Annotated in this window: 23 protein-coding genes; 14 read left to right on the top strand and 9 right to left on the bottom strand. The window is 65.1% G+C overall.

Going from position 1 to position 26,095, the window contains the following annotated elements; translation table 11 throughout:
* Positions 1–438 precede the first annotated feature (438 nt).
* Positions 439–1,605: a porin gene (locus HWX07_RS06570; protein ID WP_041492339.1), complete on the top strand. Its 1,167-nt coding sequence runs from the start codon at positions 439–441 to the stop codon at positions 1,603–1,605.
* Between the two features lie 32 nt (positions 1,606–1,637).
* Here HWX07_RS06570 and gcvA read toward each other — a convergent pair whose 3' ends face one another.
* Positions 1,638–2,582 carry a transcriptional regulator GcvA gene (gene gcvA, locus HWX07_RS06565; protein WP_175875676.1) on the bottom strand — a complete coding sequence of 315 codons (945 nt, stop codon included), beginning with the start codon at positions 2,580–2,582 and terminating at the stop codon, positions 1,638–1,640.
* A 138-nt stretch (positions 2,583–2,720) separates the two neighbouring features.
* Between gcvA and HWX07_RS06560 the strand changes: the two genes are divergently transcribed.
* Complete coding sequence (locus HWX07_RS06560; RefSeq protein WP_175876142.1) at positions 2,721–3,941, top strand: MFS transporter; 1,221 nt, start codon at positions 2,721–2,723, stop codon at positions 3,939–3,941.
* Positions 3,938–4,834 (top strand): oxidoreductase, encoded by an 897-nt coding sequence (locus HWX07_RS06555; protein WP_175875675.1) that lies wholly within the window; start codon positions 3,938–3,940, stop codon positions 4,832–4,834. The genes HWX07_RS06560 and HWX07_RS06555 overlap by 4 nt, the downstream gene beginning before the upstream one ends.
* A gap of 134 nt (positions 4,835–4,968) precedes the next feature.
* Here the strand turns inward: HWX07_RS06555 and HWX07_RS06550 are convergent, their stop codons facing one another.
* The 4 genes from HWX07_RS06550 to HWX07_RS06535 form a co-directional block, all read right to left on the bottom strand.
* The gene (locus HWX07_RS06550; RefSeq protein ID WP_175875674.1) at positions 4,969–5,568 is read right to left on the bottom strand and encodes a DJ-1/PfpI family protein; all 600 of its coding nucleotides are present in this window, start codon (positions 5,566–5,568) and stop codon (positions 4,969–4,971) included.
* A 195-nt stretch (positions 5,569–5,763) separates the two neighbouring features.
* Positions 5,764–6,225 carry a chromate resistance protein ChrB domain-containing protein gene (locus tag HWX07_RS06545; protein WP_023475148.1) on the bottom strand — a complete coding sequence of 154 codons (462 nt, stop codon included), beginning with the start codon at positions 6,223–6,225 and terminating at the stop codon, positions 5,764–5,766.
* 14 nt (positions 6,226–6,239) lie between these two features.
* Positions 6,240–7,412 carry a chromate transporter gene (locus HWX07_RS06540; RefSeq protein WP_175875673.1) on the bottom strand — a complete coding sequence of 391 codons (1,173 nt, stop codon included), beginning with the start codon at positions 7,410–7,412 and terminating at the stop codon, positions 6,240–6,242.
* A 19-nt stretch (positions 7,413–7,431) separates the two neighbouring features.
* Positions 7,432–8,394 carry a chromate resistance protein ChrB domain-containing protein gene (locus HWX07_RS06535; protein WP_175876141.1) on the bottom strand — a complete coding sequence of 321 codons (963 nt, stop codon included), beginning with the start codon at positions 8,392–8,394 and terminating at the stop codon, positions 7,432–7,434.
* 406 nt (positions 8,395–8,800) lie between these two features.
* Between HWX07_RS06535 and HWX07_RS06530 the strand changes: the two genes are divergently transcribed.
* The 4 genes from HWX07_RS06530 (at position 8,801) to rpsU (ending at position 10,172) form a co-directional block, all read left to right on the top strand.
* On the top strand, positions 8,801–9,085 hold the full coding sequence (locus tag HWX07_RS06530; protein WP_023475151.1) for a hypothetical protein: 285 nt from the start codon (positions 8,801–8,803) through the stop codon (positions 9,083–9,085).
* Positions 9,086–9,384: 299 nt separating this feature from the next.
* The gene (locus tag HWX07_RS06525; protein WP_041492341.1) at positions 9,385–9,669 is read left to right on the top strand and encodes a hypothetical protein; all 285 of its coding nucleotides are present in this window, start codon (positions 9,385–9,387) and stop codon (positions 9,667–9,669) included.
* A 48-nt stretch (positions 9,670–9,717) separates the two neighbouring features.
* The gene (locus tag HWX07_RS06520) at positions 9,718–9,927 is read left to right on the top strand and encodes a hypothetical protein (protein ID WP_012336971.1); all 210 of its coding nucleotides are present in this window, start codon (positions 9,718–9,720) and stop codon (positions 9,925–9,927) included.
* Positions 9,928–9,959: 32 nt separating this feature from the next.
* A complete protein-coding gene (gene rpsU / locus HWX07_RS06515) occupies positions 9,960–10,172 on the top strand; it encodes a 30S ribosomal protein S21 (RefSeq protein ID WP_012336972.1) in 213 nt (70 codons plus the stop codon).
* Between the two features lie 212 nt (positions 10,173–10,384).
* On the opposite strand, the gene HWX07_RS06510 is transcribed toward rpsU, so the two are convergent.
* Positions 10,385–11,662 carry an ATP-binding protein gene (locus tag HWX07_RS06510; RefSeq protein ID WP_175875672.1) on the bottom strand — a complete coding sequence of 426 codons (1,278 nt, stop codon included), beginning with the start codon at positions 11,660–11,662 and terminating at the stop codon, positions 10,385–10,387.
* Positions 11,646–12,395, bottom strand: a complete 750-nt coding sequence (locus HWX07_RS06505; protein ID WP_175875671.1) for a response regulator — start codon at positions 12,393–12,395, stop codon at positions 11,646–11,648. The genes HWX07_RS06510 and HWX07_RS06505 overlap by 17 nt, the downstream gene beginning before the upstream one ends.
* 325 nt (positions 12,396–12,720) lie before the next feature.
* Here HWX07_RS06505 and HWX07_RS06500 point away from each other — a divergent pair, with 325 nt between their 5' ends.
* The 4 genes from HWX07_RS06500 (at position 12,721) to HWX07_RS06485 (ending at position 19,714) form a co-directional block, all read left to right on the top strand.
* Complete coding sequence (locus tag HWX07_RS06500) at positions 12,721–13,977, top strand: efflux RND transporter periplasmic adaptor subunit (protein WP_175875670.1); 1,257 nt, start codon at positions 12,721–12,723, stop codon at positions 13,975–13,977.
* 12 nt (positions 13,978–13,989) lie between these two features.
* Complete coding sequence (locus tag HWX07_RS06495) at positions 13,990–17,187, top strand: efflux RND transporter permease subunit (RefSeq protein ID WP_175875669.1); 3,198 nt, start codon at positions 13,990–13,992, stop codon at positions 17,185–17,187.
* Positions 17,184–18,611, top strand: coding sequence for an efflux transporter outer membrane subunit (locus HWX07_RS06490; RefSeq protein WP_012336977.1), 1,428 nt, complete (start codon positions 17,184–17,186; stop codon positions 18,609–18,611). The genes HWX07_RS06495 and HWX07_RS06490 overlap by 4 nt, the downstream gene beginning before the upstream one ends.
* A 368-nt stretch (positions 18,612–18,979) precedes the next feature.
* Entirely contained in the window at positions 18,980–19,714 is a 735-nt protein-coding gene (locus HWX07_RS06485; protein WP_012336978.1) for an ABC transporter substrate-binding protein, read from the top strand.
* Between the two features lie 54 nt (positions 19,715–19,768).
* Here HWX07_RS06485 and HWX07_RS06480 read toward each other — a convergent pair whose 3' ends face one another.
* Together HWX07_RS06480 and gltP are read right to left on the bottom strand one after the other, a co-directional pair.
* Positions 19,769–21,028: an aminotransferase class V-fold PLP-dependent enzyme gene (locus HWX07_RS06480; protein WP_175875668.1), complete on the bottom strand. Its 1,260-nt coding sequence runs from the start codon at positions 21,026–21,028 to the stop codon at positions 19,769–19,771.
* Between the two features lie 53 nt (positions 21,029–21,081).
* The gene (gene gltP / locus HWX07_RS06475) at positions 21,082–22,410 is read right to left on the bottom strand and encodes a glutamate/aspartate:proton symporter GltP (RefSeq protein ID WP_175875667.1); all 1,329 of its coding nucleotides are present in this window, start codon (positions 22,408–22,410) and stop codon (positions 21,082–21,084) included.
* A 176-nt stretch (positions 22,411–22,586) separates the two neighbouring features.
* On the opposite strand from gltP, the gene HWX07_RS06470 reads away from it, so the two are divergent.
* The 3 genes from HWX07_RS06470 (at position 22,587) to HWX07_RS06460 (ending at position 26,044) form a co-directional block, all read left to right on the top strand.
* Positions 22,587–23,504: a LysR family transcriptional regulator gene (locus HWX07_RS06470; protein WP_175875666.1), complete on the top strand. Its 918-nt coding sequence runs from the start codon at positions 22,587–22,589 to the stop codon at positions 23,502–23,504.
* Positions 23,505–23,781: 277 nt separating this feature from the next.
* On the top strand, positions 23,782–25,089 hold the full coding sequence (locus tag HWX07_RS06465; RefSeq protein WP_012336982.1) for a dicarboxylate/amino acid:cation symporter: 1,308 nt from the start codon (positions 23,782–23,784) through the stop codon (positions 25,087–25,089).
* 13 nt (positions 25,090–25,102) lie between these two features.
* Positions 25,103–26,044 (top strand): amino acid ABC transporter substrate-binding protein, encoded by a 942-nt coding sequence (locus HWX07_RS06460; protein ID WP_175875665.1) that lies wholly within the window; start codon positions 25,103–25,105, stop codon positions 26,042–26,044.
* The last annotated feature ends 51 nt before the right edge of the window (positions 26,045–26,095 follow it).

The following is a 26,095-nucleotide window of genomic DNA, read 5'->3' as shown; positions in this document are numbered from 1 at the left end:
TTATCGTCCCCACACGACCCAACCTGAATTCGCTTGCCGACGTCGAGCGCATCAGCGTGATGCCGCGGACTTCGATAACACATCGCCTACTTGCTGGTTCTTATAGGGGAAACCCCGTAAGGCACGCGTCCATCAAACGAGATTAACTTATACCAAACAAATTTTGACGGGAATTTATGTTCCTGATATGGTTTTTGCACCTGCAAAGTGCGGCCACGCAGGGGGTGCAGGACAGATCGAGCAGTACAAGCAGTACGACGTTCCCCATACAAAATTGTAAGGATCACGAAATGAGTGAAGCCGGCATGCCGATGTGGCGAATATGACGCCGGCCCTCGCGACCGAGGCGACGCGCAGGCCGCGCGCCGTCACCTGCATTCGAATACGACAAAAGCCGTTTCACCCCTTCCCGAAACCACTCCTGACAGTGAAATGCAGATGAAAAACAAGAAGATCAACATCAGCGTTATCGCTGTTGCCGCCTTCGCAGCATCCTCGGCAGCAATGGCACAGTCGTCGGTCACCCTGTATGGCATGCTCGATGCGGGCATCGGCTATACGTCGAACATCAACGGCCACAGCAGGTTCGGCCTCGATGGCGGCGCGGCGGGCTCGAACAAGTGGGGCCTCCGAGGGCAAGAGGACCTCGGTGGCGGCCTCCAGGCGGTATTCAAGATCGAGAATGGTTTCAACATCGCGACAGGCGGCATCGGCGGCCAAGGGCCGATCGGTACCACACGTTCGCTGTTCAACCGTCAGGCCTACGTGGGCCTCGCATCCAGTCAGTACGGCGCGTTGCGCATGGGGCGCCAGCTCGATGCCGTGACGGAAATGGTTCAGGTCCTGACGGGCGACGCCATTTCCGCGTCGACGTTCTCGACGCCGGGCGACGTCGACAACAACGACAACACGACGAACCAGAACAACGCCGTGAAGTACATCTCGCCGATCATCCACGGCTTCCAGGCCGAAGCCGCGTACTCGTTCGGCGGCGTGGCCGGTGCAACGGGGTCGGGTCAATCGTGGTCGGCGGCCGCGACCTACGCTCAAGGCGGCCTGACGGTCGCCGGCGGCTACTTCCGTGCGGCCAACCAGGGCGAGAACGGATGGACGAACGCGACGGCGCAACCGAGCTTCGGTGGCGCGCTGGGCTATCCGAGTTCGGGCTACAACGGCGGCAATGCGTTCAAGAGCGCGGGCATCGCGCAAATCGCCGCGCAATACGAGGTGGGGCCGTACACGGCCGGCTTGCGCTACTCGAACGCCCAGTACAAGGGTAACGACGGCCAGCCGTCGATCCACTTCAACGTGCTGGGTGCGCTGCTGCAGTACCGGGTCACGCCGGCGCTGTCGCTGGCAACGGGTTACACGTACGTATACGGTTCCGCGGCCACCCCCACGCAAGCAGCCGAAGGCCGCACGATGGCATCGATCAACCAGGTGTCGCTGGGTGCGACGTACTCGCTGTCGAAGAGTACCGCGCTGTACGCGATGGGTGCCTACGTGCATGCCAAGGGCGCGCAGGCTTCGGCTGCCGACTTCGGCAACACCTCGTCGGGCGGCAACCAGGTTCAGGTCAACATCGGCATGTTCCACGGCTTCTGATCGTCCACTCGCAAGCCGGGGTAGTGGCCCCACTACTCCGGCGTCGTGCCGCTCTCCCGGCTCGCCATCCCTTCCATCCATTCCTCGAACGCGGACACCGCGGCATCGTCGGCACGATCGGCGTTCGTCACCAGCATGTAGTCGTCAGCGCGCCATACGGGCGATGCGATGGGACACACGAGGCGCCCCTCGGCGAGATCGCGCCCGATCAGCGGCAGCGATGCCAGCGCGACGCCGAGCCCTTCGATGGCCGCGCCAAGCTGAAGATTCACGTGATCGAATTCGACATGGCGCGCGGCCCGCAGATCGGACGCGCCCGCTTCCTTCAACCAGTGCGACCAGGCGGAGCGCGTCGTGGCCGAATGCAGCAGCGTGTGATGGCGCAGGTCGGCCACGCTCTGGATCGGCTGCTGGCGCAGCAACGCAGGATTGCAGGCCGGCACGCGCAGGTCGGGCATCAACGGACGCGACACGACGCCCGCGCCTTGCTCGGGACCGGAGCGGACACCGATATCGAAAGCGTCGGCGACATAGCGCAGCTTGCGCGATGTCGTCGATACCCTGACGTCGATGTCGGGGTACCGCGAATGGAAATCGGCGAGCCGCGGCAGCAGCCAGCAAAACGCAAAGCTCATCGGCACGTTCACCCGCACGACGCCTGAGATCCGGTGCGTGAACGTGTTGTGGCGCAGCCGCACAACCGCGGTACCGAGACGCTCGAACGCGTGGCTGACGTCGTTCAGCAACGCCGCCCCTTCGTCGGTCAACGCGACACCGCGCGGACGACGGTCGAACAACGGCAGGCCGAACCAGTCCTCCAGCAACCTGATCTGCTTTCCGACGGCCCAGTGAGTGACATGCAGTTCGGCCGCGGCGCCCGCGAAGCTGCCGTGCCGCGCGACCGCATCGAACGCGCGCAGCGCATTGAGCGGGGGCAACTCGCCCCGGTGCTTCGCAACATCCCGGCTTTCGCTCATGACGTGACTTTTTCTCTCCATTGACGCGATTTTAGCTCAATTGAAATGGCGGTCCCCTCAGCCCTAAAATCGACACATCGAGGCTGAAAGCGATACCACGAGCGGCTTCCATTCACCGCTCGCTCGGAGCGAATGACGATGCGCCTGCCGGTTTTTTCCCCTCCCATCATGCGGGAAACCGCGCCACCCCGACGGCGCGTGCTGTGGCTATCGTGCACTGCACACGCCATGCACGATGGTTATACGGACATGATCTACGCGTTGCTGCCCGTGTGGCAGTCGGAATTCGGGCTCGACTTTGCGGCCCTGGCCATCCTGCGCGGCGTCTATGCCGGCACGATGGCGACGCTGCAGTTGTCCGCCGGGCGTCTCGCGCAACGTCTGGGCAGCCGCGCGACGCTCGCACTCGGTACGCTGCTCGCCGCGCTCGGCTATGCGCTCGCGGGCATGTCGGGCGGCCTGCTCGGGCTGGGCATCGCGCTGGCAATTTCGGGCGGCGGCTCCAGCACGCAGCATCCGATCGCTTCGGGCGCCGTCTCCCGCTTCTATGGGCGCGACGCGAGAGGCCCGCTGAGCATCTACAACTTTTCCGGCGATCTCGGGAAATCGGCGCTGCCGGCCGCCATTTCGCTGCTCGTGACCCTGATGCCGTGGCGTCATGCGCTATGGATCGTCGCCGGACTGGGCTGCATCGTGGCCGCCGCCATCGCGCTCTGGTTTCCCGCCGTGCCGCGCGGTGCGGCGAATACGACGGCGAAAGAGCATGCGTCCGCTCAACGCGGCGGCACGGCAAAAAGCGGATTCTCCGCGCTCTTCTCCATCGGCGTGCTCGATACGGCCGTACGCATGGGACTGCTTACGTTTCTGCCTTTTCTGCTGAAGGCAAAGGGTGTCTCGCCTCAACTGCTGGGAACGGCCCTCGCACTCGTTTTCATTGGCGGTGCGGCCGGCAAGTTCATGTGCGGCTGGCTCGGTGCGCGCATGGGCATGGTGAGGACGGTGCTGCTCACGGAGGGCGGGACAGCGGCGTCCATCATCGCGGTGATGTATCTCCCGTTGGCGCCGACCATGGTGCTGCTGCCGATTCTGGGTATGATGCTCAACGGCACTTCGTCGGTGCTGTACGGAACCGTCCCCGAGCTGTCCGCACCCGAGCGCACCGAGCGCGCATTCGCGATTTTCTATACCGGGACGATCGCATCGGGCGCGCTATCGCCCGTTCTCTACGGTTTCCTGGGCGACCGGATCGGTGTGCACGGCGCCACCTATGCGACCGCGTTGACCGCCCTCGCGATCTTTCCGCTCGCCCTCGCACTGCGCCCGCATCTGGCGGATGACTCGACAGGAGAAACACCATGACGAAATCCGGCTACCCGTCCGTCGCGCTCGTCGGTCCGGGCGCAATCGGCACGACCGTCGGCGCGGCCCTTCACGAAGCCGGCCGCACGCCGGTGATCTGCGGCCGCTCCGCGCACGCGGAATTGAAATTGCGCTTCGATGGCGGCGAGATCGTCGTGCCCGGGCCGGTCCTGACCGACCCGCAAGCAGTCAAGGAAACGGTCGATCTCGTGTTCGTCGCGGTCAAGTCGACGCAGACGGCGAGCGCGGCACCGTGGGTTGCCGCGCTATGCGATGCGAATACCGTCATCTGCGTGCTGCAAAACGGCGTCGAGCAAAAAGCCGCCTTCGCACCGTATGCGGCGGGCGCCGCGATCGTGCCGTCGGTCGTCTGGTTTCCGGCGCAACGCGAATCCGGCGCGTCGGTGTGGCTGCGGGCCAAGCCTCGCCTCACCCTGCCCGATACGCCGGCGAGCAACGTGGTGGTGTCGGCCTTGCGCGGCACGCGCTGCGCGCCCGAGGTGGCGGAGGATTTCATCTCGCTCGCATGGCGCAAGCTGCTGCAGAACGCCGTGGCCGGGCTCATGGCGCTGACCGGTCGTCGCGCCGGCATGTTCTCGCGAAGCGACATCACCGAACTGTCGCTCGCCTACCTGAAGGAATGTCTCGAGGTCGCGCGTGCGGAAGGCGCGACGCTCGGCGATGAAGTGCCGCAGGAGATCATCGACGGATTCCATGGCTTTCCGCCGGATTTGGGTACGTCGATTCTGGCCGACCGGCAGGGCAACCGCCCGCTCGAATGGGACTGCCGGAATGGCGTCGTGCAGCGATACGGACGAACGCACGGCATTCCGACGCCGATCAGCGATCTGGTCGTGCCGCTGCTCGCGGCAGCGAGCGACGGGCCGGGTTAACAGCGGGACATGCTCTATCCAGCCCGACCAGCGTGAATCCGCGCGAGAGACGGCCCGGGTGAGAAACGCAACGGCGGCTTAGCGACTCGCCGCCGCCGGCTCATTGCGATGGAGGCTCGCCGCATCCTGTCGAGCTACCGCAAGTAGGGCTTGATGTTCGTCAGCGCGCGGGAAACATACTCGTCCTTCTCCCCGACCGGCGCGACATAGTGCAGCGCGCCGCGCGCGGCGTCCTCCCCTTCGAGACGCGCGATGAGCCACGCGGCCAGATACGGCGAAGCAAGGCAGCCACCCGCCGTGGCGACGTTACCTTGAGCGAAGAACGGTTGATTCAGGACCTCGACGCCAGCCTCGATCACCCAGGGTTTGGTCGTGAGATCGGTGCAGGCCGGGATCGTGCCGAGCAACCCGAGCTTCGCCAGAATCAACGTGCCCGAACATTGCGCGCCGATCAACTGCCGGGCAGGGTCGAACCTGAGCTGCGCCATCAGCGCCGCGTCGTTGACGACGTCCCGCGTTTGAATACCGCTGCCGATGATGACGGCATCGGCCGTGCAGGCGTCCGCCAACGTCGATTGCGCGTGCACGGTTACGCCGTTCATCGACGTGACGGAAGGCTCCGGGCACGCAAGGGTGACACGCCAGCCGGGCTTCCTGATTCGATTGAGCACGCCGAGCGCAATGAGGGAGTCGAGCTCGTTGAAGCCCTGGAAGGTTACGATCGCGATGTGCATGGGGCACCCTGTCTCCAGTCAGTCGACGCATCTTGCCAGATTGCCGTCACGAACGGCAGTGCCCTGCCGAAACTGACTGTTACAGCCAGCAACCCCGGCGCCGCCAGGTATCACGAGCACACTGCGCCCCACTATTCGTCAGTGACGCGCAAGTCTATGCCGGACGGTTCGACGAATTCCCCGTTCTCCGCGTCGTCACTCCGCCATCCTCGGCGGCCACGCATGGCCTTCGGCCTGGCAATGCCGGCACCACGCATACAGCGCGTCGTACATCACCAGACCATGCTCGAGCATGTCGTGATCGTCGGAAAACATGTCCGACAGTCCGAGCGAAATCGCATAAAGCCCGCTGGATTGCGGCGTCAGATCGAGCCGCGACGTATCCGCGCCGCGAATGATACGGGCCATGTGCTGCAGCGCCCGATCGTCGGCCAGACCATACTTGTCGAGAAACGCATCGAAACTGCATTGCTCGCCGACGTGCGTCAATTCCACGCCCGGAATGTCGTACGGAATCGCACCGGTCTCGTTGGCGATCCGCAGCACGTCGCCCGGCGGGACGTACAGAAATTCGGGCGTCTCATCGATAAAACGGGCAATGAGCCAGGGGCAGGCAACCCGGTCGATTTTCGGGCGTTGTCGCGTAATCCATTGCATGGCGGCCTCCACGGTCAGTGATGCAGCAGCGGGTACACGATCAGGCCGATCGCGGCGGCCCCGCCCACGACCACCGGCTCCGACAGCTTCTTGAACCTGACCAGCAGCACGATCGCCGCGAGCGCCATCAAGGCGGTGGGCACATCGACGATCGAACGTCGGGCCAGCACGATCACCGACCCCGTGATCGCGCCGACGGCCGCGGCCGTCACGCCGTCGACGAATGCCAGGATCGCCGGCAGCCTGCCGTACTTCTTGAAGTACGGCGCCGGCAACACGGTGAACAGGTAGCACGGCAGGAACGTGCCGGCCGCCGCCACGCATGCGCCCGGCAGCCCCGCCACCAGATAGCCGATGAAGCCCACCGTGATGACGACCGGGCCCGGCGTGATCATCGCGACGGCCACCGCATCGACGAACTGCTTCTCGTTGAGCCAATGGTGCTCGGTGACCACGCCGCCATAGAGGAACGGCACGATCGCGAGCCCCGAGCCGAACACGAAGGCGCCGGCCTTCGCAAAGAACGCGGCGAGTTGCGCGAACTGCGGCCAGTCGACGATACCGAGCCATGCCCCGGTGGCGGAGACGGGCAACGCCACGGCCGCATCGACGCGCCGCTGGCGCAACCACCCGGGCGGCGCACGCGTGAACCAGACGACCAGGCCCGCCGCGAGAAACAGCCACGCCGCTTCCGATTCGGTGATCACCGTCACGGCAACCAGCGCGAGATAGATCGCCCACAGCAGCTTGTCGTGACCGATGCTTTTCGCGGTCAGCTTGCGCGCGCTGATCGCGATGATGCCGATCACCGCCGCGCCGACGCCGTAGAACACCGATTGCATCCACGTCAGGCCGCCGAATCGCGTGTACGCATAGCCGAGCAGCACCACCATCAGAAACGAAGGCAGTACGAACGCGATCCCGACCAGCGTGGCGCCGACGATCCGGTAGTGCACGTAGCCGAGATAGATCGCCAGTTGCGCGGCAAGCGGGCCGGGGGCGAGCTGCGCGAGCGCGAGGCCCTCCTTGTAGTCCGCGTCCGCGATCCATCCGCGCGTGTCCACGAGATCCCGATGCATGTAGCCGGCGAGCGCGACGGGCCCGCCGAAACCGGTCGCGCCGAGCCACGCGAAGTACCGGGTCAGTTGCCACAGCGTATAGGCCGGGCGGTCGCGATGTGTATTCATGTCGAGGCGCGCAGAAAGGTCAGGGGTTTCGATTGCCACGGAAATGCACGTACAACGAATCGAGTACGGCGCCGATCTCCATCAGGAGCGCATCGTCGTCGGCAACACGCTTGCGGGCACCCGCGAGAATGGCCTCGAATCCGCCTGCTTCCGGCACGGTGGCGCCGCCCACGTCCAGCGCATGCACCATGGCGCCCAACCGGACGAGGCCCGCGTTGTCGTCGAGTCCAAAGCTCGCGATCAGGACCTCGAACGACACGCGATCGCCCACATGCGTGAACGGGGCGCCGTCGAAATCGAAGCCCAGCGCGTCAACCGGACAATCGGCGAGGTTGTCCAGCCACACGAAGCGCGCATGCGGATCGATGAAACGCCGAATCAGCCACGCGCTGGCGACGCGATCCACCCACAGGTGACGGCGCGTCGCCCACAGCCTGCCCTGATATTGCGCAGGGTCGCGACGCGGGATGCCGCGTTGAGCGGCATGCGGCTCGCCGGGAGAGCGCAACGCTTCGATCGCGGCGGTGAAATCCCGCCATTGCGCCTGCGCGCGCAGCGAGGTTTCGCCGGGAAAGAAATCGATGCTTCGAATGGCCTCGTACGTGCGGGCGTGGCGGCGTTGCAGGCGATTGAGATCGGCTGCCGCCAGACCCGGCAGTGTCTGGCGGGCCTCCGAAAGCTCGGCAAGCCACGCCGCGTAGTCGCCCGTGCGATCGAACAGCCGTTTGTACGCGTCTTCGTCGGCAGGATCGTCCGCACGGACATCCAGCAACCACGCCTGCCCCTCGCCGTTGCGGGCCTCGTCGGCGAGCTCACGCAACTGCGCTGCCTGCTCGGCATGCGCCGGCAACAGGTAGGCGCCGTCCCGCAGCGCACCACAGCCGAGCGCCTTGACGGTACGCCAGATGCGCATGCGGGTTGTCGCACCGGAGGTCGGCAGACTGACGATCAACAGGAGCCAGGAAGTCGGGACGGGATTCATGACGGCAGCATAGTGGGTCGTCACGAACACTGCAATTCAGTAGAGATCGCTACAACTTTTGGCGGTAGACAGCTCCACTCGATGCGTGGAGCAGGAACACAGCAATGACGACAGTCAAAACTCCAGCGCCATCCGGATCGATATATCGGGGAAATGGACAGAACGCCCGGTATCACGTGAGCGCCGAAGTCGCGCGCGACGACATCGGAGCCCGCGCATCATGCCGTCATCATGCACGTGACGGACGCCGCAGCAGATCGTTACGATATTCTGCGAATCGAGCGGTTCAACGCATACACTGAAAGCACGCCACGGCGAACTCCCGTCGATCCATCGCACGCTTTCCCCGACACCGTTCCGAATGCAACTGGACGGCAAACGCAGGCCCGCCCACGAAACCGCTCCAATGACAATCGACCCCGGCTCCATTCCTTACTATCTGGTCCTTCGTGCGGGCTGGCCGCCCTACGTGCTGAATTCGGATCGTCAGGTGCTCCGCCGTCAGGCGAGCCCGCTACTGCTGGCATTCGCGCGAACGCGCGGAGCGATCGCACATGTCGACGACAGCGCGTGGAACGGCTTCTCCGACAGCGAAGGGCTCACGGTAGTCGAACGTCGCGAGACGGGGTTCTTCTCGCTGGTCGCGGGAAACGAGACCGAACGTCAGTTGCAATTGCTGACGACCCTCTGACGTCCTCGCCGGCGCGGCGCCAGCGATCCGACCACCCGCCTGTCGCACCGTGTGCCGGTGCGTGCTTGCACCAACCCGGAATAAATCGACCGCTCGGCAAACGATGCGCGTATGATGGGTTCATCCGAGCGATCAGCCGTTCTTTGAGCGTTCGCCCCTCCACCCGCCCGCTTGCTGCATCGCCCCTCCCTCGCGCTGCAACGTTGTCCCCTTCACCCATCGGCCCGCCCCTCGACGGGAATACTGGCCGGATGTGTTCGCCCATGCGACTCGTCGTGGCCGAACGCCAGGAGTTCGTCATGAGCATGCACGTCTATCGTGGATTCGAGATTTACCCATTGATTTACCCTCACGTGGCGGCGCCGCAGGGCTCCCCGCATAACTACGACGCCGGGTTCGACGCGGCAGTCAAGATCTGCCTGCGCGGCACCACCGATACGCTGACGCAGAGCCAGACTTTCCAATTGCACGACACCTCCCCGTTCGACAATGCCGGTGACGCCCGTCGTGCGTCCGTGCGCTATGCCGAGAACATCATCGACGACAATCACGGCAATCAGGGGTTCTTTTCGAGCGCGCGCTGAAGCATGCTCGCCGGCGCAACGCAATTTTTCGGTATTTTGGAGGACGAAATGATCATCGACGAACTGCTCGGCTTGATCAGACGACATGAAGTCACCCGGATCGACACCGTCGTACCCGCCAGAATCGCCGATTCAGCGATGTGCCATCAACCGGAACTGCACATGTTCATGGCGGTACGTGCGCTATCGATCGGAGCAGGATATTCGGAATTCGAATCCGACGAGATAGCAAGCGCCGTCATGACGCGGCTCGGCTAGCTTTTCGTTCAACCGTTTTCAACAGGATCTACATGACGACAATTACGCTGAAGCTCAACGAACCGATCGATGTCGCCCTTCGGCGATTCCGGCGTGACATCGAGAAAACCGGGCTGATTCGCGAGTTGCGCGCTCGCACCGGCTACGAGAAGCCCACGACGGAGCGCAAGCGGAAAAAGGCCAGCGCCGTTGCCCGGCAGCGCTTGCGAGCAAAGCGCCTGCTGCCGCCCCGAAAAATGTACTAGGTTCTGTTTCTGCGAAGCAACGATGTCAATTCGCAGGCCGTCGTTTAGCTGGCCGCAGGTGGCCGATGAGAGCATCGACGAACTGAGCTTGGCGGCGGCAGGGTCGGTCTCGGAATACTTTCGGGCACGTTACGTTGGCAAGCGTGGCTATTTGTGTCGCGTTGCCGACCTTGGCGGCGCGCGCAAACGGGTCTCGTCACCGCGTGCGGGCTTCATTGCGCGGCGCTGCGCTTCGGAAACCTCATCGCTATGACAAGCCCGCCGTCTGCCGCGTTGGAAATTTGCAGCGTGCCGCCGTGATGGCGAACGAGGCGGTGAACGATGGCCAGGCCAAGGCCGCTGTGCGAGGTGCCGCCGCGAGCGGGATCGAGCCGGACAAACGGACGCAGCACGCGATCCAGATCAGGCTCGGATACGCCGGGCCCGTGGTCTCGCACCACGAGTTCGTAGTGCTCGCCACGCGCTCGCGTGGCGATCTCCACGGGCGGCTCGCCGTAGGTCAGCGCATTTTCGACGAGATTCGAGAGCGTGCGGTCGATATCGACCGCGGGTAGCATGAAGTCGGGCCCCGCGTGAAGATCGAGCGTGACGAGCGCATCTCGGTGCGCGTCGCCGCTCGGACTCAGCGCGTCGGTGTAATCGCGACGGCAATGCGTGTCCACGCTGATCTGCGGCGAACCTTCGGGAATCTCGCGCGCAAAGTCGAGAAACTGCGTGATGACACGCGACATGGACTCGGTATCGCGCAGAAAACCCTCGCGATCGCCACGATCGCTCAGCAGGTCTGCCCGCACCTGCATGCGTGTGATCGGTGTGCGCAGGTCGTGCGCGATACTTGCCAGCATCACGGCGCGCTCTCGCTCGGCCACGGCCAGCTCGCCGGTCATGTCGTTAAAATCGCCGATCAGCTCGCGCAACTCGCGCGGCCCGCGCTTGTGCACGATGTTCAGGTGGTGGCCGGTGCGATATTCGCGCGCGGCTGCGGCAAGATCGCGGATGGGGCGATTCAATTGCCAGGCAAGCACGACGGCAACCCCGATAGCGAACATCAGCGTCAACGCCAGCGCCCCGGTGAAACGGCTCAGCGGCACCTCGGCTCGCGGCAGCACGATGCCACGCGTGCTGCCCGCGCGGAGCACGCGCAGCGTGCCGTCGTCGTCCATTGCCACGTGAGTGCCCGGCGGCAGCACGTGCCGCAATTGTCGTTCGATGGGCCCGTTCGTGTCGTCTCGAAAGCGCTGCGCGTCGGCGGCCGGTAATTGCTTCAGATCCACGAACGAAATACCGAGGATGTCCGCCCCGGACCGCTCGCTGTCGCTGCCCTGCCCGCCCATGCTGGCGGCAACCTCCACGACGCGCGAAATATGGAAGGCGGCGAGGCTCGCGCGCGTTCGCTCGATCAACAGCAGCGACGTAAGATGAACCAGCACCAGCAGGCCCACCGTGGTGATGACGAGCCGGCCGAACATCGTATCAAGCGGATTCTTCATCGGCCGGGTGGTCGGGAATGAACATGTAGCCGATCCCGCGCACGGTTTGCAGCCGTCGGGGATTGGACGGGTCGTCCTCGATCAGGCGGCGCAGGCGCCATACCGGCACGTCGATCCCGCGCTCGGTCACTTCTGCGTCCGGACCGTGGAGCAATTCGATGAGCCGCGTACGCGAAAGCGTTTCCATGGGGTGCGAGGCCAGCACCTCGAGCAGCGCGTATTCGCCGCCAGTGAGCTTCACGGGCGTGCCTTCGCACAGCAGCGTGCGCGTCGAGAAATCCAGTTCGAAGCGGCCGAACCGGCACGGGGTGGGCTTCTCCCGCACCGCCGTGGTTCTCGGTGGCCCTTGGCGGCGCAGCACTGCCTGGATGCGCGCGAGCAGTTCCTGTGGCATGAACGGCTTGCCCAGATAGTCGTCTGCCCCGAGTTCGAGCCCGAGCACGCGGTCAATGCCTTCGGCGCGCGCGGTCAGCATGATGACGGGAATCGTGTCGCCGCTCGCGCGCAGTTGCTTGAGCGCGGTGAGGCCATCCACGCCCGGCATCATGAGGTCCAGCACGACGATGGCCGGCCGTTCGCGCTCCAGCCGCCGCGCGAGATTCGTTGCGTCGTGCAGAACGGAGAACTCGATGCCGCGCTGCTGGAAGAACCTGCGCAGCAGGTCGCGCAGTTCCGCATCGTCGTCGACCAGCAGGACTTGCGGCGCGGAGTCGGGGATGGAAGGTGGGTGCATTTCAGGTATTCAGGGCGGCGTGAGGACGCAATGATGGTAGCCCGGATACGACCTGACTGGCTTTCGGAATATTACTGTGATTTGCGATCGCTAACGGAACCGGCACAAGGGCCGGGCCGCGCGGGTATTACGTACACCGAAAGCCCGATTCTCTTTTCCCTGTCGGGGCACTTCACTGGACAGTAAGTTTCCGTAAGCACAAAAAAATGCGCCGTCGGTAGCGTTACGCCTTGTCCAGCACCGGTACCGCCGAGGTACCCCTGAAGCGTCCGGTGCCGTCCCGTTCTCGCATCGCGCGACATCGCGATGTCCAAACAGGTCAAAAATGAAGACGCCCATTCTCCCGAACCCCGCGCGCCGCCCCATGACGTGCAGGCCGCGCCAGCTATTTGCCGCACTCTCGATACTTGCGATAGTCGGAACCGCCGGCTGCAACAGGCAAACCGGCGCACCGCCCGGCGGCTTCGCCGCGCAGACCGCACAGGTGGGCGTGCTCTCGCTCGCACCGCAGCGCATCGTCGAAACCACCGAACTCTCCGGCCGCCTTTCCTCGCAGAAGGTCTCCGACGTGCGACCGCAGGTGAGCGGCATCATCCGCAAGCGCCTGTTCGTGGAAGGCGGCGACGTGAAGGCGGGCCAGGTGCTCTACCAGATCGATCCGGCCACCTACCAGGCTGCCTACGACCAGGCGCGCGGCACGCTGGAAAACGCCCGCGCCACGCTGGCTTCGGCGAAGACGAAAGCGGACCGCTTCACCGAACTCGTGAAGATCAACGCCGTGAGCAAGCAGGACTACGACGATGCCGTCGCCGCGGTTCGCGAAGACGCCGCGAACGTCACGGCCGACGAGGCAGCGCTCGAATCCGCGCGCGTGAACCTCGAATACACGCGCGTGCGTGCGCCCATCTCCGGACGCATCGGCGCATCGACCGTGACGGAAGGCGCGCTCGTCACCTCGAACCAGACCACCGCGCTCGCCACCATCCAGGCGTTCGACCGGATGTACCTCGACGTCACGCGCCCCAGCACGGAATGGCTGAGGCTTCGCAAGGCCTTCGCTTCCGGGCGCCTGAAGAAGACGGGCAGCGACAGCGCCGCCGTCACGCTCGTGATGGAAGACGGCACCGAATACGCCCACCCAGGCGCGCTGCAGTTCTCCGGCGTCACGGTGGACGCCACCACGGGTTCGGTCACGCTGCGCAGCACGTTCCCGAACCCCGAACGCGAATTGCTGCCCGGCATGTTCGTGCGCGCCCGCCTGGAAGAAGGCGAGAACGACCACGCGATACTCGTGCCGCAGATGGCCGTGACGCGCGCGTCAGACGGCAAGGCGAGCGTCTACCTCGTGGATGCGGCCGGCAACGCGCGGCAAGTGCAAGTCACGGCCGACAACGCATTCCGAGACCAATGGATCGTGACCTCAGGCCTGCACACCGGCGACCGCGTGATCGTGAGCGGCCTGCAGAGCATGCATGTGGGCGCGCCGGTCAAGGTGGCGGCCGATACGCCGCAGACGCAGGCGAGCGCGGCATCTGCACCACCCGCGACAGACACGGCCTCGACCGTGTCGGCACAACGCTAGGCGGAGAACGGCATGGCAGAGTTCTTCATCAAGCGTCCCATTCTCGCGTGGGTCATGGCCATCGTCATCATGCTGGTGGGCGCGGCGGCGGTCACGAGTCTTCCCGTCGCGCAGTACCCCACCATCGCGCCGCCCTCGGTGCAGGTGACGGCCACTTACCCCGGCGCCTCCGCCGACACCGTCGCTGCAACCGTGACCCAGGTGATCGAGCAGAAGCTGAGCGGCATCGACAACGTGCTGTACATGTCGTCCACGAGCAGTTCCGCCGGACAGGCCACCATCACGCTGACGTTCAATCCCGGAACGAATCCCGACATCGCGCAGGTACAGGTGCAGAACAAGGTGACGCAGGCCACGCCTACCCTGCCCCAAACGGTGCAGGAGCAAGGTGTGCAGGTAGCGAAGGCGTCGACGAGCTTCCTCATGATCGTCGCGCTCTCGTCGCCGGGCGGCACCTGGAATTCGGTGGATCTCGGCAACATCATCGCGACCCGGATCGAAGATCCGCTCGCGCAGTTGAACGGCGTGGGCGACGTAACGCTGTTCGGCGCGCAGCACGCCATGCGCATCTGGCTCAACCCGGTGAAGCTGCACAGCTTCGGACTCACGCCCTCCGACGTGACCACGGCCATCACGAACCAGAACGTCGAGCTTTCCACGGGGCAGGTCGGCGGCTCGCCGGCAACGGATTCGCAGGCCATCAACGCGACCATCCGCTCGTCGAGTCTGCTGACGACCGCCGACCAGTTCGCCAGTATCCTGCTGCGCGTGAACAGCGACGGCTCGCGCGTGCTGCTGAAGGACGTGGCGCGCGTGGAGGTGGGCGGCGACAGCTACGACACCTCGTCGCGTCTGAACGGCAAGCCGGCATCCGCGCTCGCCATCAAGCTCGCCACCGGCGCCAACGCGCTGGACGCAGCCAACGCCGTGCGCGCGAAGCTCGCCGAGATCCAGCTGCAATTGCCGAAGGACGTCGCGATCAGTTATCCGTACGACACCACGCCGTTCGTTCGCATCTCGATCGAAGAGGTCGTGAAGACGCTGTTCGAAGCAGTCGTACTGGTCTTCCTCGTGATGTACCTGTTCCTGCAGAACGTGCGCGCCACGCTGATTCCGACCATCGTGGTGCCCGTTGCGCTGCTCGGCACGTTCGGTGTGATGTCGATGATCGGTTTTTCGATCAACGTACTATCGATGTTCGCGATGGTGCTCGCCATCGGCCTGCTCGTGGACGACGCCATCGTGGTGGTGGAAAACGTCGAGCGCATCATGAGCGAGGAGAAGCTCGGCCCGAAGGAAGCCACGCACAAGGCGATGGGACAGATTACCGGCGCCCTGGTCGGCGTGACCACCGTGCTCACCGCCGTCTTCATTCCGATGGCGTTCTTCGCGGGCTCCACGGGCGCGATCTACCGGCAGTTCTCCATCACCATCGTCTCGGCGATGCTGCTGTCGGTCATGCTCGCGCTTACGCTCACGCCGGCGCTGTGCGCCACGCTGCTCAAGCGCGCCGACGTGGAGCACCACGAAAAGCGCGGCTTCTTCGGCTGGTTCAACCGGTGGTTCGCCAAGAGCAATGCGGGCTACAGTTCCTCGCTCGCTCGCGTGGTCGCGCGACCCGCGCGTTACATGCTTCTCTACGGCGCGATCGCCGGCGTCGTGGCGTTGCTCTACGTCACGTTGCCCTCCTCGTTCCTGCCTGACGAAGACCAGGGCTACTTCATCGTGTCGATCAGCGCGCCCGCGGGCACGCCGGCCTCGCGCACGCTGAAGACGGTGGAGGCCGTGGAGCAGTACGTGCTGAAAGACGAGCCTGGCGTCAAGCAGGTCATCGCCATCAACGGCTTCAGCTTCAACGGCCAGGGGCAGAACAACGCCATCGCGTTCGTGACGCTCAAGGACTGGAGCCTGCGCGGTTCGCGCGACAGCGCGTCGGCCATCATCGCGCGCGCCAACCAGCATTTCGCCGGCAATCGCGACGCGCGGATCTTCGTGCTGAATCCGCCCGCCATTCAGGAACTGGGTACGCAAAGCGGCCTCGACTTCGAGATAGAAGACCGCGGCGGCGCAGGCCACGACAAGCTGCTCGCGGTGCGCAACCAGTTTCTCGGCATGGCGTCGAAGGAACCGACGCTCGCGATGGTGCGCCCGTCCGGCCTTGAAGACACCCCGCAGCTGCAGGTGGACATCGACCGCGAAAAAGCCAACGCGCTGGGGCTTGCCATCTCCGACGTCAACGACACGCTGCAGACCGCGTTCGGTTCGTCCTACGTGAACAACTACATCGACACGGGGCGCGTGCAGAAAGTCTACGTGCAGTCGGACGCGCCGTATCGCATGATGCCTGCCGACCTTGGCGACTGGTATGTGAAGGCAAGCGGCAGTTCGTCGAGTTCGTCATCCTTATCGTCTTCGAGCACCACCACGAGCACGACAGGCTACGACGCCACGATGGTGCCCTTCTCGTCGTTCGCAAAGAGCCACTGGACGTTCGGGCCGCCACAGATCGAGCGCTACAACCGGCAGCTCGCCGCGGGCATGTCGGCCGCCACGCGGCCCGGCGTGAGCACCGGCGAGGCGATGACGGCAGTCGAACAGCTTGCGCGCAAACTGCCGCCCGGCTTCGCCGTGGAATGGACGGGGCAGTCGTATCAGGAGAAGCAGGCCGGCTCGCAAGCCACGGTGCTCTATGCGATCTCGCTCGTCGTCGTGTTCCTGTGCCTTGCGGGCCTCTACGAAAGCTGGTCGATTCCGCTTGCGGTGCTGCTCGTCGTGCCGCTCGGTGTGCTGGGCGCGTTACTCGCCGCTCATGGGCGCGGGCTCTCGAACGACATCTATTTCAAGGTGGGATTGCTGGCCACTGTCGGTCTGTCCACGAAGAACGCCATCCTGATCGTCGAGTTCGCGAAGGATCTGCAGGCGCAGGGGCACAGCCTCGTGGACGCCGTACTCGAAGCCGCCCACATGCGGCTGCGCCCCATTCTCATGACTTCGCTCGCGTTCGTGTTCGGCGTGCTGCCGCTCGTCATCAGTACGGGTGCCGGCGCCGGCGCACGCCACGCCATCGGCACGGGCGTGACGGGCGGCATGATCGCGGCCACGGTGCTCGCCATCTTCTTCGTACCGGTCTTCTTCGTCGTGGTGCGCAGGCTGTTCAACGAACACGGCCACACCACGGACTCCGCCGACATCAACGAGGGCAACGCATGAAACGCACACTGATCGCCCTTGTTTGCGCGGGCGTGCTGGCAGGCTGCACGCTGGACCCGACGTACCAAAGGCCGGCCGCACCGGTCGACAACACCTGGTCCACCGTGCCCCCGCTGGCGCAGCCGAAGGCCGCGCAGAGCACGGCTGCGGCACCGCCGGGAGCCGACCTCGGCTGGCGCGACTTCTTCAAGGATCCGCGACTGCAAAAGCTGATCGAACTCGCGCTCGCGAACAACCGCGACATGCGCGTGGCCGCGCTCAACGTCGCGCAGTACGAAGCGCAGTACCGCATTGCGCGCGCCAACGTCGGACCGGCCATCAACGCATCCGGCTCGGTCACGCGCGAACGCGTGGCCGGCTCCACGAGCGCATACAGTTCGAGCAGCGCGAGCGTGGGCCTCACATCATGGGAAATCGACTTCTTCGGCCGCCTGCGCAGCCTCAAGCGTCAGGCACTGGAGCAGTACCTCGCCACGGACGCCGCGCGCACCAGCACGCAGATCAGCCTGATCGCGACCGTCGCCACCGACTATCTGCAACTGCTCTCCGACGAGACGTCGTTGCAGATCACGCAGAACACCGTGGATGCGGACCAGCACACCTACGACCTCACGGTGAACATGATGAAAATGGGCAGCGCGTCGCTGCAGGACGTGCGCCAGGCCGAAAATTCACTGGCGAGCGCGCGGTCGAGTCTCGCCTCGTACACGCGTGCGGTCGCGCAGGACCGCAACAACCTGGTGGCCGAAATCGGTGCGCCGCTGCCCGACGATCTGCCGCAGGGCCCTTCACTGATGGAAAGCGAGAACACGTTTGCGGACATCGGCGAAGGCGTGCCGTCGGATCTGCTCGCGCGCCGGCCCGACATCGTCGAAGCCGAGCACACGCTGAAGGCCGCCAACGCCAACATCGGCGCGGCGCGCGCCGCGTTCTTTCCGAAGATCGAGCTGACGGCTTCCGCGGGCACCACGAGCGGCAGCCTCTCGAGCCTGTTCAAGGCCGGCACGGGGGCGTGGACGTTTGCGCCGACCCTCTCGGTGCCTCTCTTCGATTTCGGCTACAACCGCGCCACGCTGGACGTGGCGAAAGTCGAGAAGGACATCGACATCGCCAACTATGAAAAGGCCATCCAGACGGCGTTCAAGGAAGTGTCGAATGCACTCGCGGGACGCACGACGTACGTCACCCAGGTAGCCGCGGACCGCGACTACGTCAACTCCGCGCAGCAGTACTACGACCTCGCGCAGGCACGCTACCGCAGCGGCACCGACAGCTTCCTGACCCTGCTCGACGCGCAGCGCACGCTCTACGCCGCACAACAGCAACTGGTCACGGACATGCTCGCCAAGCAGTCCAATCTCATCACGCTGTACAAGGTGCTGGGCGGCGGCTGGCGGGAAACGAGCGCGGTGGCGCAGCGGTAGCCTCCGTACGCCCGTGAACGACGCGCTTTCCCACATCACGGGCGTCTTGCTATCGGTGCTTCGTTCCCCCGCGACGGGCTGCCGGAAACAGCCGTGCGCACGACAGATCGCGCGCGGTTCTCACGAAAAAGCAAAGTACGGAGGCGTCGCCGGCCCTGTCGCCGATCGTCGATGCACTGCGCCATCGACGCTGGCGCAGCGTCTCCCGCTCTATCGCGCGCCGCCCCGTCGCCACGGTGCGCCCGGCCCGATCGCACCGGCACGCCGGGCGACACGCTCCACCCAACGTCCGGGTGATAAGCTCGACATCGGCGCGCCGTCGCGCATCCCGTCACCCGACCAACCCTACGCCTCCCGCGAGTCCGCCCATGCCCATCGCTCCTGCTGTCGTCTCCGCCTTCACGCCCACCGGCAAGGTCCGCGCATCGATCAACCTCGGCAACCCGATCCTCGCGAACCGCGACCCGGCAACGGGCGAGCCGTTCGGCGTATCGATCGACCTCGCCCGTGCCTTCGCCGAGCGCCTGTCGGCCGATCTGGAACTCGTCGTATTCGACGCCGCCGGCAAATCGGTGCAGGCGCTGAGCGACGAGCGCGCCGATTTCGGCTTCTTCGCGGTCGATCCGCTGCGCGGCGAAACGGTCGCGTTCACCGCGCCGTACGTGCTGATCGAAGGCTTCTATCTCGTGCCGGATGCGTCGCCGATCCGTACCAACGCGGACGTCGACCAGCCGCATAACCGCGTGGCCGTCGGCAAGGGCAGCGCGTACGACCTGTTCCTCACCCGCGAACTGAAAGCCGCGCAGATCGTGCGTGCGCCGACGTCGCAGGCCGTCGTGCCGACGTTCGTCGAGCAAAAGCTGGAAGTGGCGGCCGGCGTGAAGCAGCAGCTCGAAACCGATGCCGCGAAAACGCAGGGCCTGCGCCTGCTCGACGAGCGCTTCATGGTGATCCGGCAGGCGATGGGCGTGCCGAAGAGCCGCGGCGACGCGGCCGCCGCCGCACTGGCCGCATTCGTCGAGGACATGAAGGCGTCGGGCTTCGTCGCCGATTCGCTGCGCCGGCACGGCATCACGGGTGCATCGGTCGCGCCGGCAGGCTGATCGACAACCGCGCCCAATGCGACACGGCCCGGATGCTCCGGGTCGTGCCGTCAATCAGCGCTGCGCCGCGAGCGCTTCGGTGATCGCGACGAACCGCGCGATATCGTCCGGCGCATGACAATGGAGCGGCGAGATCCGCACCGCGCCGCCAAGCCCGAGCGATTTCAGCATTCGGCCCGAATACAGGCTCGATGCGACGCGCTCATAGACGATCACGCCACGCTCCTCGTATTCCCGCACCGCCTGCGTCGGTTCGAGATGCGCGAAGCCGATCCCGACGATCAGGTCGCGCTGCGTCAGGTCGTCATGATCCCAATACACGTCGACGCCGTCGATCGCGCGCAAGCCGTCGAGCAACGCGGCCAGCAGCGCGCGTTCATGCAGCTCGATCCGGTGCATGCCCTCGACGAACAGCGTGCGCCGGTCGTCCGAATCGATGAAATACCGGCCGATCCACGTCACGTAATCGACGATCGCCGACACGACCGCGAACTGTGCGGGCGCCGGGCTGCCGAGTTCCCATACGCCGTTCTCCTTCGCCGCGAGCCGGTGATGCGGCAACGCCGCCGCGCGCGGCGACAGCCACGACATGCCCGAGCCGCGGCATCCGAAGAACTTGTACGGCGCGAAGTTGATCCCGTCGACCGGCGTGCGCTGCAAATCGATGATCCCGTGCGGCGCATGCTGGACCGCGTCGACGACGATGAACAGATCGGGTTTCTTCTCTCTCGCCCGCGCGACGATCGTCTCGATGTCGAATTTCGCGCCGGAGATGTTCGACGCCGCCATCACGCTGAGCAGCGCGGTGTCCGCGTCGACCAGCGCCACGATCGCGTCGACGTCCACGCCGCCGGTCTCCGGATTGCTCGGCGCGATGCGCAGCGTCTTGCCGGTCCGTTCCGCGTAAACCGTCATCGCATCGTAGGACGACGGATGCTCGAGCACGGTCGTCACCACGTTGGTGCCCGGCACGTTCTCCATGATCGCGCGCACCATGTCGAACATCGCGCCCGACGCGGTCAGCGACGCATACACGGTGCCGCCCTGCGCGTTCAGGATCGTGCGCACGTCGTCCTCGCCGCGCGACTGGATCGCCTGCAGATCGAGCGCGCGTGCATGAATGCGCTCCGGGCAATCGGGCAGCGCATCGATCCGCGCATACGCGTCGACCGCGGCCTTCAACCGGAACGACCCGCCCGCGTTGTCGAAGAACAGCCGCTCGCGGCCGTCGACGTCGCGATCGACGTGATGAAAGCGCGACTTGATCTGCTGCATCAACGCGTCGGGAAAAAGTGCGCCACGGGGACTGCTCATCTTCGATGCTCCTGTTTGCTTCGGATTGTTGTGCGATACGTGCATGTCGGCGTTCAGCCGCGCAGCGATTCGACGTACGCGCGGCCCTTCTCCGCGTCGTACCGGCCTTCCCATTTCGCGATGACGAGCGGCGCGAGCGCGTTGCCGACCACGTTCAGCGCGGTGCGGCCCATGTCCATGATCCGGTCGACGCCAGCGATGAACGCGAGCCCTTCGAGCGGCAACCCGGCGCTCGCGAGCGTCGCGAGCATGATCACGAACATGAAGCCCGGCACGCCGGCCGCGCCCTTCGACGTGACGACCATGGTCAGCGTCAGCAGCACCTGCTGCTGCCAGCCGAGATGCACGCCATAGAGCTGCGCGACGAACAGCGTGCCGATGCCGAGATAGATCGACGCGCCGTCGAGATTGAACGTGTAGCCGGTCGGCACGACGAACGTCGTGATGCTCTTCGGCACGCCGTAGTCCTCCATCTTTTTCATCAACTGCGGCAGCACGGTCGCCGAGCTGCAGGTCGAGAACGCGATGATCAGCTCGTCCTTGATCACGCGCAGTAGCGTCAGGATGCGGAACCCGAACAGTCGCGCGGTCACGCCGAGCACGGCGATCGCGAACAGCAGGATCGCGAAGTAAGTAACGGCGACGAGTTTCAGCAGCGGCAGCAGCGAGCCGAAGCCGAAGCTGGAAACGGTCACCGCGATCAGCGCGCACACGCCGACCGGCGCATAGCGCATCACCATGTTCGTCACCTTGAACATCGCATCGGCGATGCCCTTGAGCATCGCGAGCACCGGCTTGCGATGTTCTTCCGGCACCGACTGCAGCCCGAGCCCGAACAGCAGCGAGAAAAAGATCACCGGCAGCAGGTCGCCCTTCGCCATCGACGCGACGATGTTGTCCGGGATGATGCCGAGCACCAGCGCCATCAGCCCGTGGTGCGCCTGCTGCACCTGTTGCGTGGTCTGCTGGTAACGGGAAATGTCGGTGTGCCCGAGTTGCGACATGTCGGTGCCGACGCCCGGCTGCAGCACGTTGCCGATCACGAGCCCGAGCACGATCGCGATCGTCGTGATCACCTCGAAATAGAACAGCGTCTTGATGCCGAGGCGGCCGAGCGACTTGCCGTCGCCCACGCCGGCGATGCCGATCACCATGCTCGTGAACACGATCGGCACGACGATCATTCGCACCAGCTTGATGAAGATGTCGCCGGCCGGCTGCAGCAACCCGGACACGGCCGTGTCGCGCAGTTGCGGAAACCGGTTCAGCACGAGCCCGGTCGCGATGCCGATGACGAGGCCGATGACGATCTGCCATGCGAGCCCGACGCGCGGCTTGCGGGCCGCGACTGAGACGGGCGGGGAATCGATGACGGTGTCCATGCAATCTCCATGAAATGGGGGTTCGATTGAACGCTGGGTGCGATGCGGCGCGCTTTCTGATGAACGCACTCGCCAGGCGACGCAACGGGAGCACCTTAAACAGCCTAAATATGTAAAAAAAGCGATTTTTTGACATGAGAACATATCGCTTTTATTCATCTATCGAGTGACCCGCGATGCTGACGTTCAAGCAGATGGAAGCGGTGTACTGGATCGTGCAGCTCGGCTCGTTCGACGCAGCCGCGACGCGCCTGAACACGACACAGTCGGCCGTCTCGAAGCGGATCCAGGAACTCGAACGCGCGTTCGACCTGACCGTGTTCGATCGCGCGCATCGCAGCGCGCGGCTCACCGACAAGGGCGCCGAGCTGTTCGACCATGCGAAGACATTGCTCGAACAGCGCGACCGCGTGGTCGAGCGGATGAGTTCGAAGGAAGCGCTGGTGCGGCATGTCCGGATCGGCGTGACCGAGCTGACCGCGCTGACGTGGCTGCCGCGCCTGATCGCGGCGATCCAGGCCGCGTATCCGCGCGTGCACGTGGAAGCGGAGGTGGACCTGACCGCGACGCTGCGCGACCGGCTCGCGGCCGATACGATCGACCTGATCGTGGTCCCGCAGATTCATGCGACGGACGCGTTTACGGCGACGGTGGTCGGCGAGGTCGACAACGCGTGGATGTGCGCGGCCGGATTCATGCCGGCATCCCGCGCCGCCCTAGGGTTGCAGGACATCGCGCGGTTTCCGCTGATCCTGCAGGGGAACCTGTCGGGCACCGGGCACCTGTACACACGCTTTCTGCAGGAACACGGCGTCGCGATCCAGCGCGTGCTCTCGAGCAACAGCCTGCTCGCGCAGATCGGTCTGACGCTGTCGGGCCTCGGCATCAGCTATCTGCCGAAGGCGTGCGTGGCACACCTCGTCGCGTGCGACGCGCTGGAGATCGTGCGCACGCAGCCGGCGCTGCCGCCGGTTCGCTACGTCGCGCTGCATCGCGCCGAACGCGCGCAGTCGCTGACCGCCGAGATCGTCAGGCTCGCGGCGCAGGCGTGCGATTTCAGCACGAGCCTGCTGGATCCCCGGGCGCATGACTAGTGCCGCACCCCGGCACCGCAACATCGCCGGTCGATTGGCGCAGGACCGCGGCGCATGACGCTGCAACCGCCGAACAGGCGACGTGCTGCTCCGCACAAACCGGCGGCAGGTTGCGCCGGGTTCGGGCACGAAGCGCCACCGGCGCAGCCGCCGTCGCCCGATCGGCCGCGACCCGGCGCTAGCGCAAACCCGAACCCGGTTGCACTGTTCATCGCGATTCTGGTCCTGTATCGTCCTTCCATCCCCGATTGCGAAACCGCTGCATGGGAGGCTTACGATGCGAAAAAAGAATGCTGCAGCCCTCTGGATCCTGGTCGCGATGGCGGCAGGCATCGCGATCGGCTACATGGTCTATACGAGCTTTCCGGACAAGAAGGCCGCCGCCGAAGTCGCCGGATACATCTCGCTCGTCTCCGACGTGTTCCTGCGCCTGATCAAGATGGTGATCGGGCCGCTCGTCTTCTCCACGCTGGTCGTCGGCATCGCACACATGGGCGACGCGGCCTCGGTCGGGCGCGTGTTCGCGAAATCGATCACGTGGTTCATCACCGCGTCGCTGGTCTCTCTGCTGCTCGGGCTGCTGATGGCGAACCTGCTGCGGCCCGGCGACAATCTCGGCCTGCCGCTGCCGGACATCGGCGCCTCCGCGAACCTCGCGACATCCAAGTTCACGCTGAAGGATTTCGTAGGCCACATGGTGCCGCGGTCGTTCGCCGAGGCGATGAGCAACAACGAAATCCTGCAGATCGTCGTGTTCTCGATGTTCTTCGGCGTCGCGCTCGCCGCGCTCGGCGAGCGTGGCAAGATCCTCATCGCCGCGATCGACCAGCTGTCGCACGTGATGCTGAAGATCACCGGCTACGTGATGAAGCTCGCGCCGCTCGCGGTGATGGCCGCGATGGCCGCGACCGTCGCGGTCAACGGGCTATCGGTACTGCTGAAGTTCGCGGTGTTCATGGGTGACTTCTACCTCAGTCTGTTCCTGCTCTGGGCGTTGCTCGTGTGTGCGGGGCTGGTGTTCCTCGGGCCGCGGGTGTTCAAGTTGCTGGTGCTGATCAAGGAAGCGTTCATGCTGTCGTTCGCGACGGCCAGCTCCGAAGCCGCGTACCCGAAGATCCTCGACGCGCTCGACCGCTTCGGCGTGAAGCGCAAGATCTCGAGCTTCGTGATGCCGATGGGCTATTCGTTCAACCTCGACGGCTCGATGATGTACTGCACGTTCGCGTCGCTGTTCATCGCGCAGGCGTACAACATGCACCTGTCGCTCGGCACGCAAATCACGATGCTGCTGGTGCTGATGCTCACGTCGAAGGGGATGGCCGGCGTGCCGCGTGCGTCGCTCGTCGTGATCGCGGCCACGCTGCACCAGTTCGGGCTGCCGGAGGCCGGGCTGCTGCTGATTCTCGGCGTCGACACGTTCCTCGACATGGGTCGCTCGGCCACCAATGCGGTGGGCAACTCGATCGCGAGCGCGGTGGTCGCGAAATGGGAAGGCCAGCTCCTGCCGGAAGCGGAAGCCGAAGCCAACGCGGCGCGCATCGAAGCGGAACAGGAAGCGACGATCGCACATCCGACGGAAGTCTGACGGAGGCCCGGCGATGAAGATGCAGCGATTCTGGCGCGCGCTCGCGCTCGCGGGCCTGCTTGCCACGGGCGCAGCCGCACGCGCGGAAGATGCGCCGTCGACACCGCCGCGCGGCGAGCCGTTCGCGCCGGCCCAACTGACCGGCACGCTCGCGAAGGTGCGCGGCAGCGGCACGATCGCGCTCGGCTATCGCGACGCGTCGATCCCGTTCTCGTACCTGAACGCGCGCAACCAGCCGATCGGCTATTCGATCGAGCTGTGCAAGGCGCTCGTGGCGTCGATCGAGGATGCGATCAACCAGAGCCTGACGATCCGTTGGGTGCCGGTCACGTCCGACAACCGCATCGATGCGGTGGTCAGCGGCAAGGTCGATCTGGAATGCGGCTCCACGACCAGCAACCTCGAGCGCCAGAAACGCGTGGCGTTCTCGCCGATCTTCTTCGTGGCCGGCACGAAGGTGATGGTGAAACGCGGCGCGCCGATCCGCTCGTTCCGCGATCTCGCGGGCAAGAAAGTCGCGGTGACGGCCGGCACGACCAACGAGAAGGCGCTGCGCGACCTGAATGACAAGTTCCGGCTCGGGGTCCAGCTACAGGTGGTGCCGGACCATGCGCAAGGCTTCGCGCTCGTCGCGAACGGCGGCGCCGACGCGTTCGCGACGGACGACGTGCTGCTGTACGGCCTGATCGCCGAGAATGCGAGCAAGGGCGGCCAGTACGACGTGGTGGGCGATTTTCTATCGTACGACCCGTACGGCATCATGTTCCGCAAGGACGATCCGCAACTCGCGCAGATCGTGAAAAGCACGTTCCAGGAGTTGGCGGCCGACGGCGAGATCGCGCGTCAGTACAAGCGCTGGTTCCTGCGCCCGCTTCCGTCCGGCTTGAGTCTGAACCTGCCGATGAGCCCGCAACTGGAGACCATCATCGAGGCGATCGGCGTCAACGCGAATTGAGCGCGTCGACATCGTCGACATGAATGACGAAACGAGAACGGCCCCGATGCC

Source organism: Burkholderia sp. BCC0097 (assembly GCF_902832985.1).
GTDB lineage: Bacteria > Pseudomonadota > Gammaproteobacteria > Burkholderiales > Burkholderiaceae > Burkholderia > Burkholderia orbicola.
The sequence above is the reverse complement of the archived record's forward strand: the minus strand, read 5'-3'. Positions and strand labels throughout refer to the sequence as shown.

What these genes read in the sequence shown, in the direction of transcription:
- HWX07_RS06570 (WP_041492339.1), top strand. Translation starts at nt 439, where the DNA reads ATGAAAAACAAGAAGATCAACATCAGCGTTATCGCTGTTGCCGCCTTC.
- gcvA (WP_175875676.1), bottom strand. Translation starts at nt 2,582, where the DNA reads ATGAGCGAAAGCCGGGATGTTGCGAAGCACCGGGGCGAGTTGCCCCCG.
- HWX07_RS06560 (WP_175876142.1), top strand. Translation starts at nt 2,721, where the DNA reads ATGCGCCTGCCGGTTTTTTCCCCTCCCATCATGCGGGAAACCGCGCCA.
- HWX07_RS06555 (WP_175875675.1), top strand. Translation starts at nt 3,938, where the DNA reads ATGACGAAATCCGGCTACCCGTCCGTCGCGCTCGTCGGTCCGGGCGCA.
- HWX07_RS06550 (WP_175875674.1), bottom strand. Translation starts at nt 5,568, where the DNA reads ATGCACATCGCGATCGTAACCTTCCAGGGCTTCAACGAGCTCGACTCC.
- HWX07_RS06545 (WP_023475148.1), bottom strand. Translation starts at nt 6,225, where the DNA reads ATGCAATGGATTACGCGACAACGCCCGAAAATCGACCGGGTTGCCTGC.
- HWX07_RS06540 (WP_175875673.1), bottom strand. Translation starts at nt 7,412, where the DNA reads ATGAATACACATCGCGACCGCCCGGCCTATACGCTGTGGCAACTGACC.
- HWX07_RS06535 (WP_175876141.1), bottom strand. Translation starts at nt 8,394, where the DNA reads ATGAATCCCGTCCCGACTTCCTGGCTCCTGTTGATCGTCAGTCTGCCG.
- HWX07_RS06530 (WP_023475151.1), top strand. Translation starts at nt 8,801, where the DNA reads ATGACAATCGACCCCGGCTCCATTCCTTACTATCTGGTCCTTCGTGCG.
- HWX07_RS06525 (WP_041492341.1), top strand. Translation starts at nt 9,385, where the DNA reads ATGAGCATGCACGTCTATCGTGGATTCGAGATTTACCCATTGATTTAC.
- HWX07_RS06520 (WP_012336971.1), top strand. Translation starts at nt 9,718, where the DNA reads ATGATCATCGACGAACTGCTCGGCTTGATCAGACGACATGAAGTCACC.
- rpsU (WP_012336972.1), top strand. Translation starts at nt 9,960, where the DNA reads ATGACGACAATTACGCTGAAGCTCAACGAACCGATCGATGTCGCCCTT.
- HWX07_RS06510 (WP_175875672.1), bottom strand. Translation starts at nt 11,662, where the DNA reads ATGAAGAATCCGCTTGATACGATGTTCGGCCGGCTCGTCATCACCACG.
- HWX07_RS06505 (WP_175875671.1), bottom strand. Translation starts at nt 12,395, where the DNA reads ATGCACCCACCTTCCATCCCCGACTCCGCGCCGCAAGTCCTGCTGGTC.
- HWX07_RS06500 (WP_175875670.1), top strand. Translation starts at nt 12,721, where the DNA reads ATGAAGACGCCCATTCTCCCGAACCCCGCGCGCCGCCCCATGACGTGC.
- HWX07_RS06495 (WP_175875669.1), top strand. Translation starts at nt 13,990, where the DNA reads ATGGCAGAGTTCTTCATCAAGCGTCCCATTCTCGCGTGGGTCATGGCC.
- HWX07_RS06490 (WP_012336977.1), top strand. Translation starts at nt 17,184, where the DNA reads ATGAAACGCACACTGATCGCCCTTGTTTGCGCGGGCGTGCTGGCAGGC.
- HWX07_RS06485 (WP_012336978.1), top strand. Translation starts at nt 18,980, where the DNA reads ATGCCCATCGCTCCTGCTGTCGTCTCCGCCTTCACGCCCACCGGCAAG.
- HWX07_RS06480 (WP_175875668.1), bottom strand. Translation starts at nt 21,028, where the DNA reads ATGAGCAGTCCCCGTGGCGCACTTTTTCCCGACGCGTTGATGCAGCAG.
- gltP (WP_175875667.1), bottom strand. Translation starts at nt 22,410, where the DNA reads ATGGACACCGTCATCGATTCCCCGCCCGTCTCAGTCGCGGCCCGCAAG.
- HWX07_RS06470 (WP_175875666.1), top strand. Translation starts at nt 22,587, where the DNA reads ATGCTGACGTTCAAGCAGATGGAAGCGGTGTACTGGATCGTGCAGCTC.
- HWX07_RS06465 (WP_012336982.1), top strand. Translation starts at nt 23,782, where the DNA reads ATGCGAAAAAAGAATGCTGCAGCCCTCTGGATCCTGGTCGCGATGGCG.
- HWX07_RS06460 (WP_175875665.1), top strand. Translation starts at nt 25,103, where the DNA reads ATGAAGATGCAGCGATTCTGGCGCGCGCTCGCGCTCGCGGGCCTGCTT.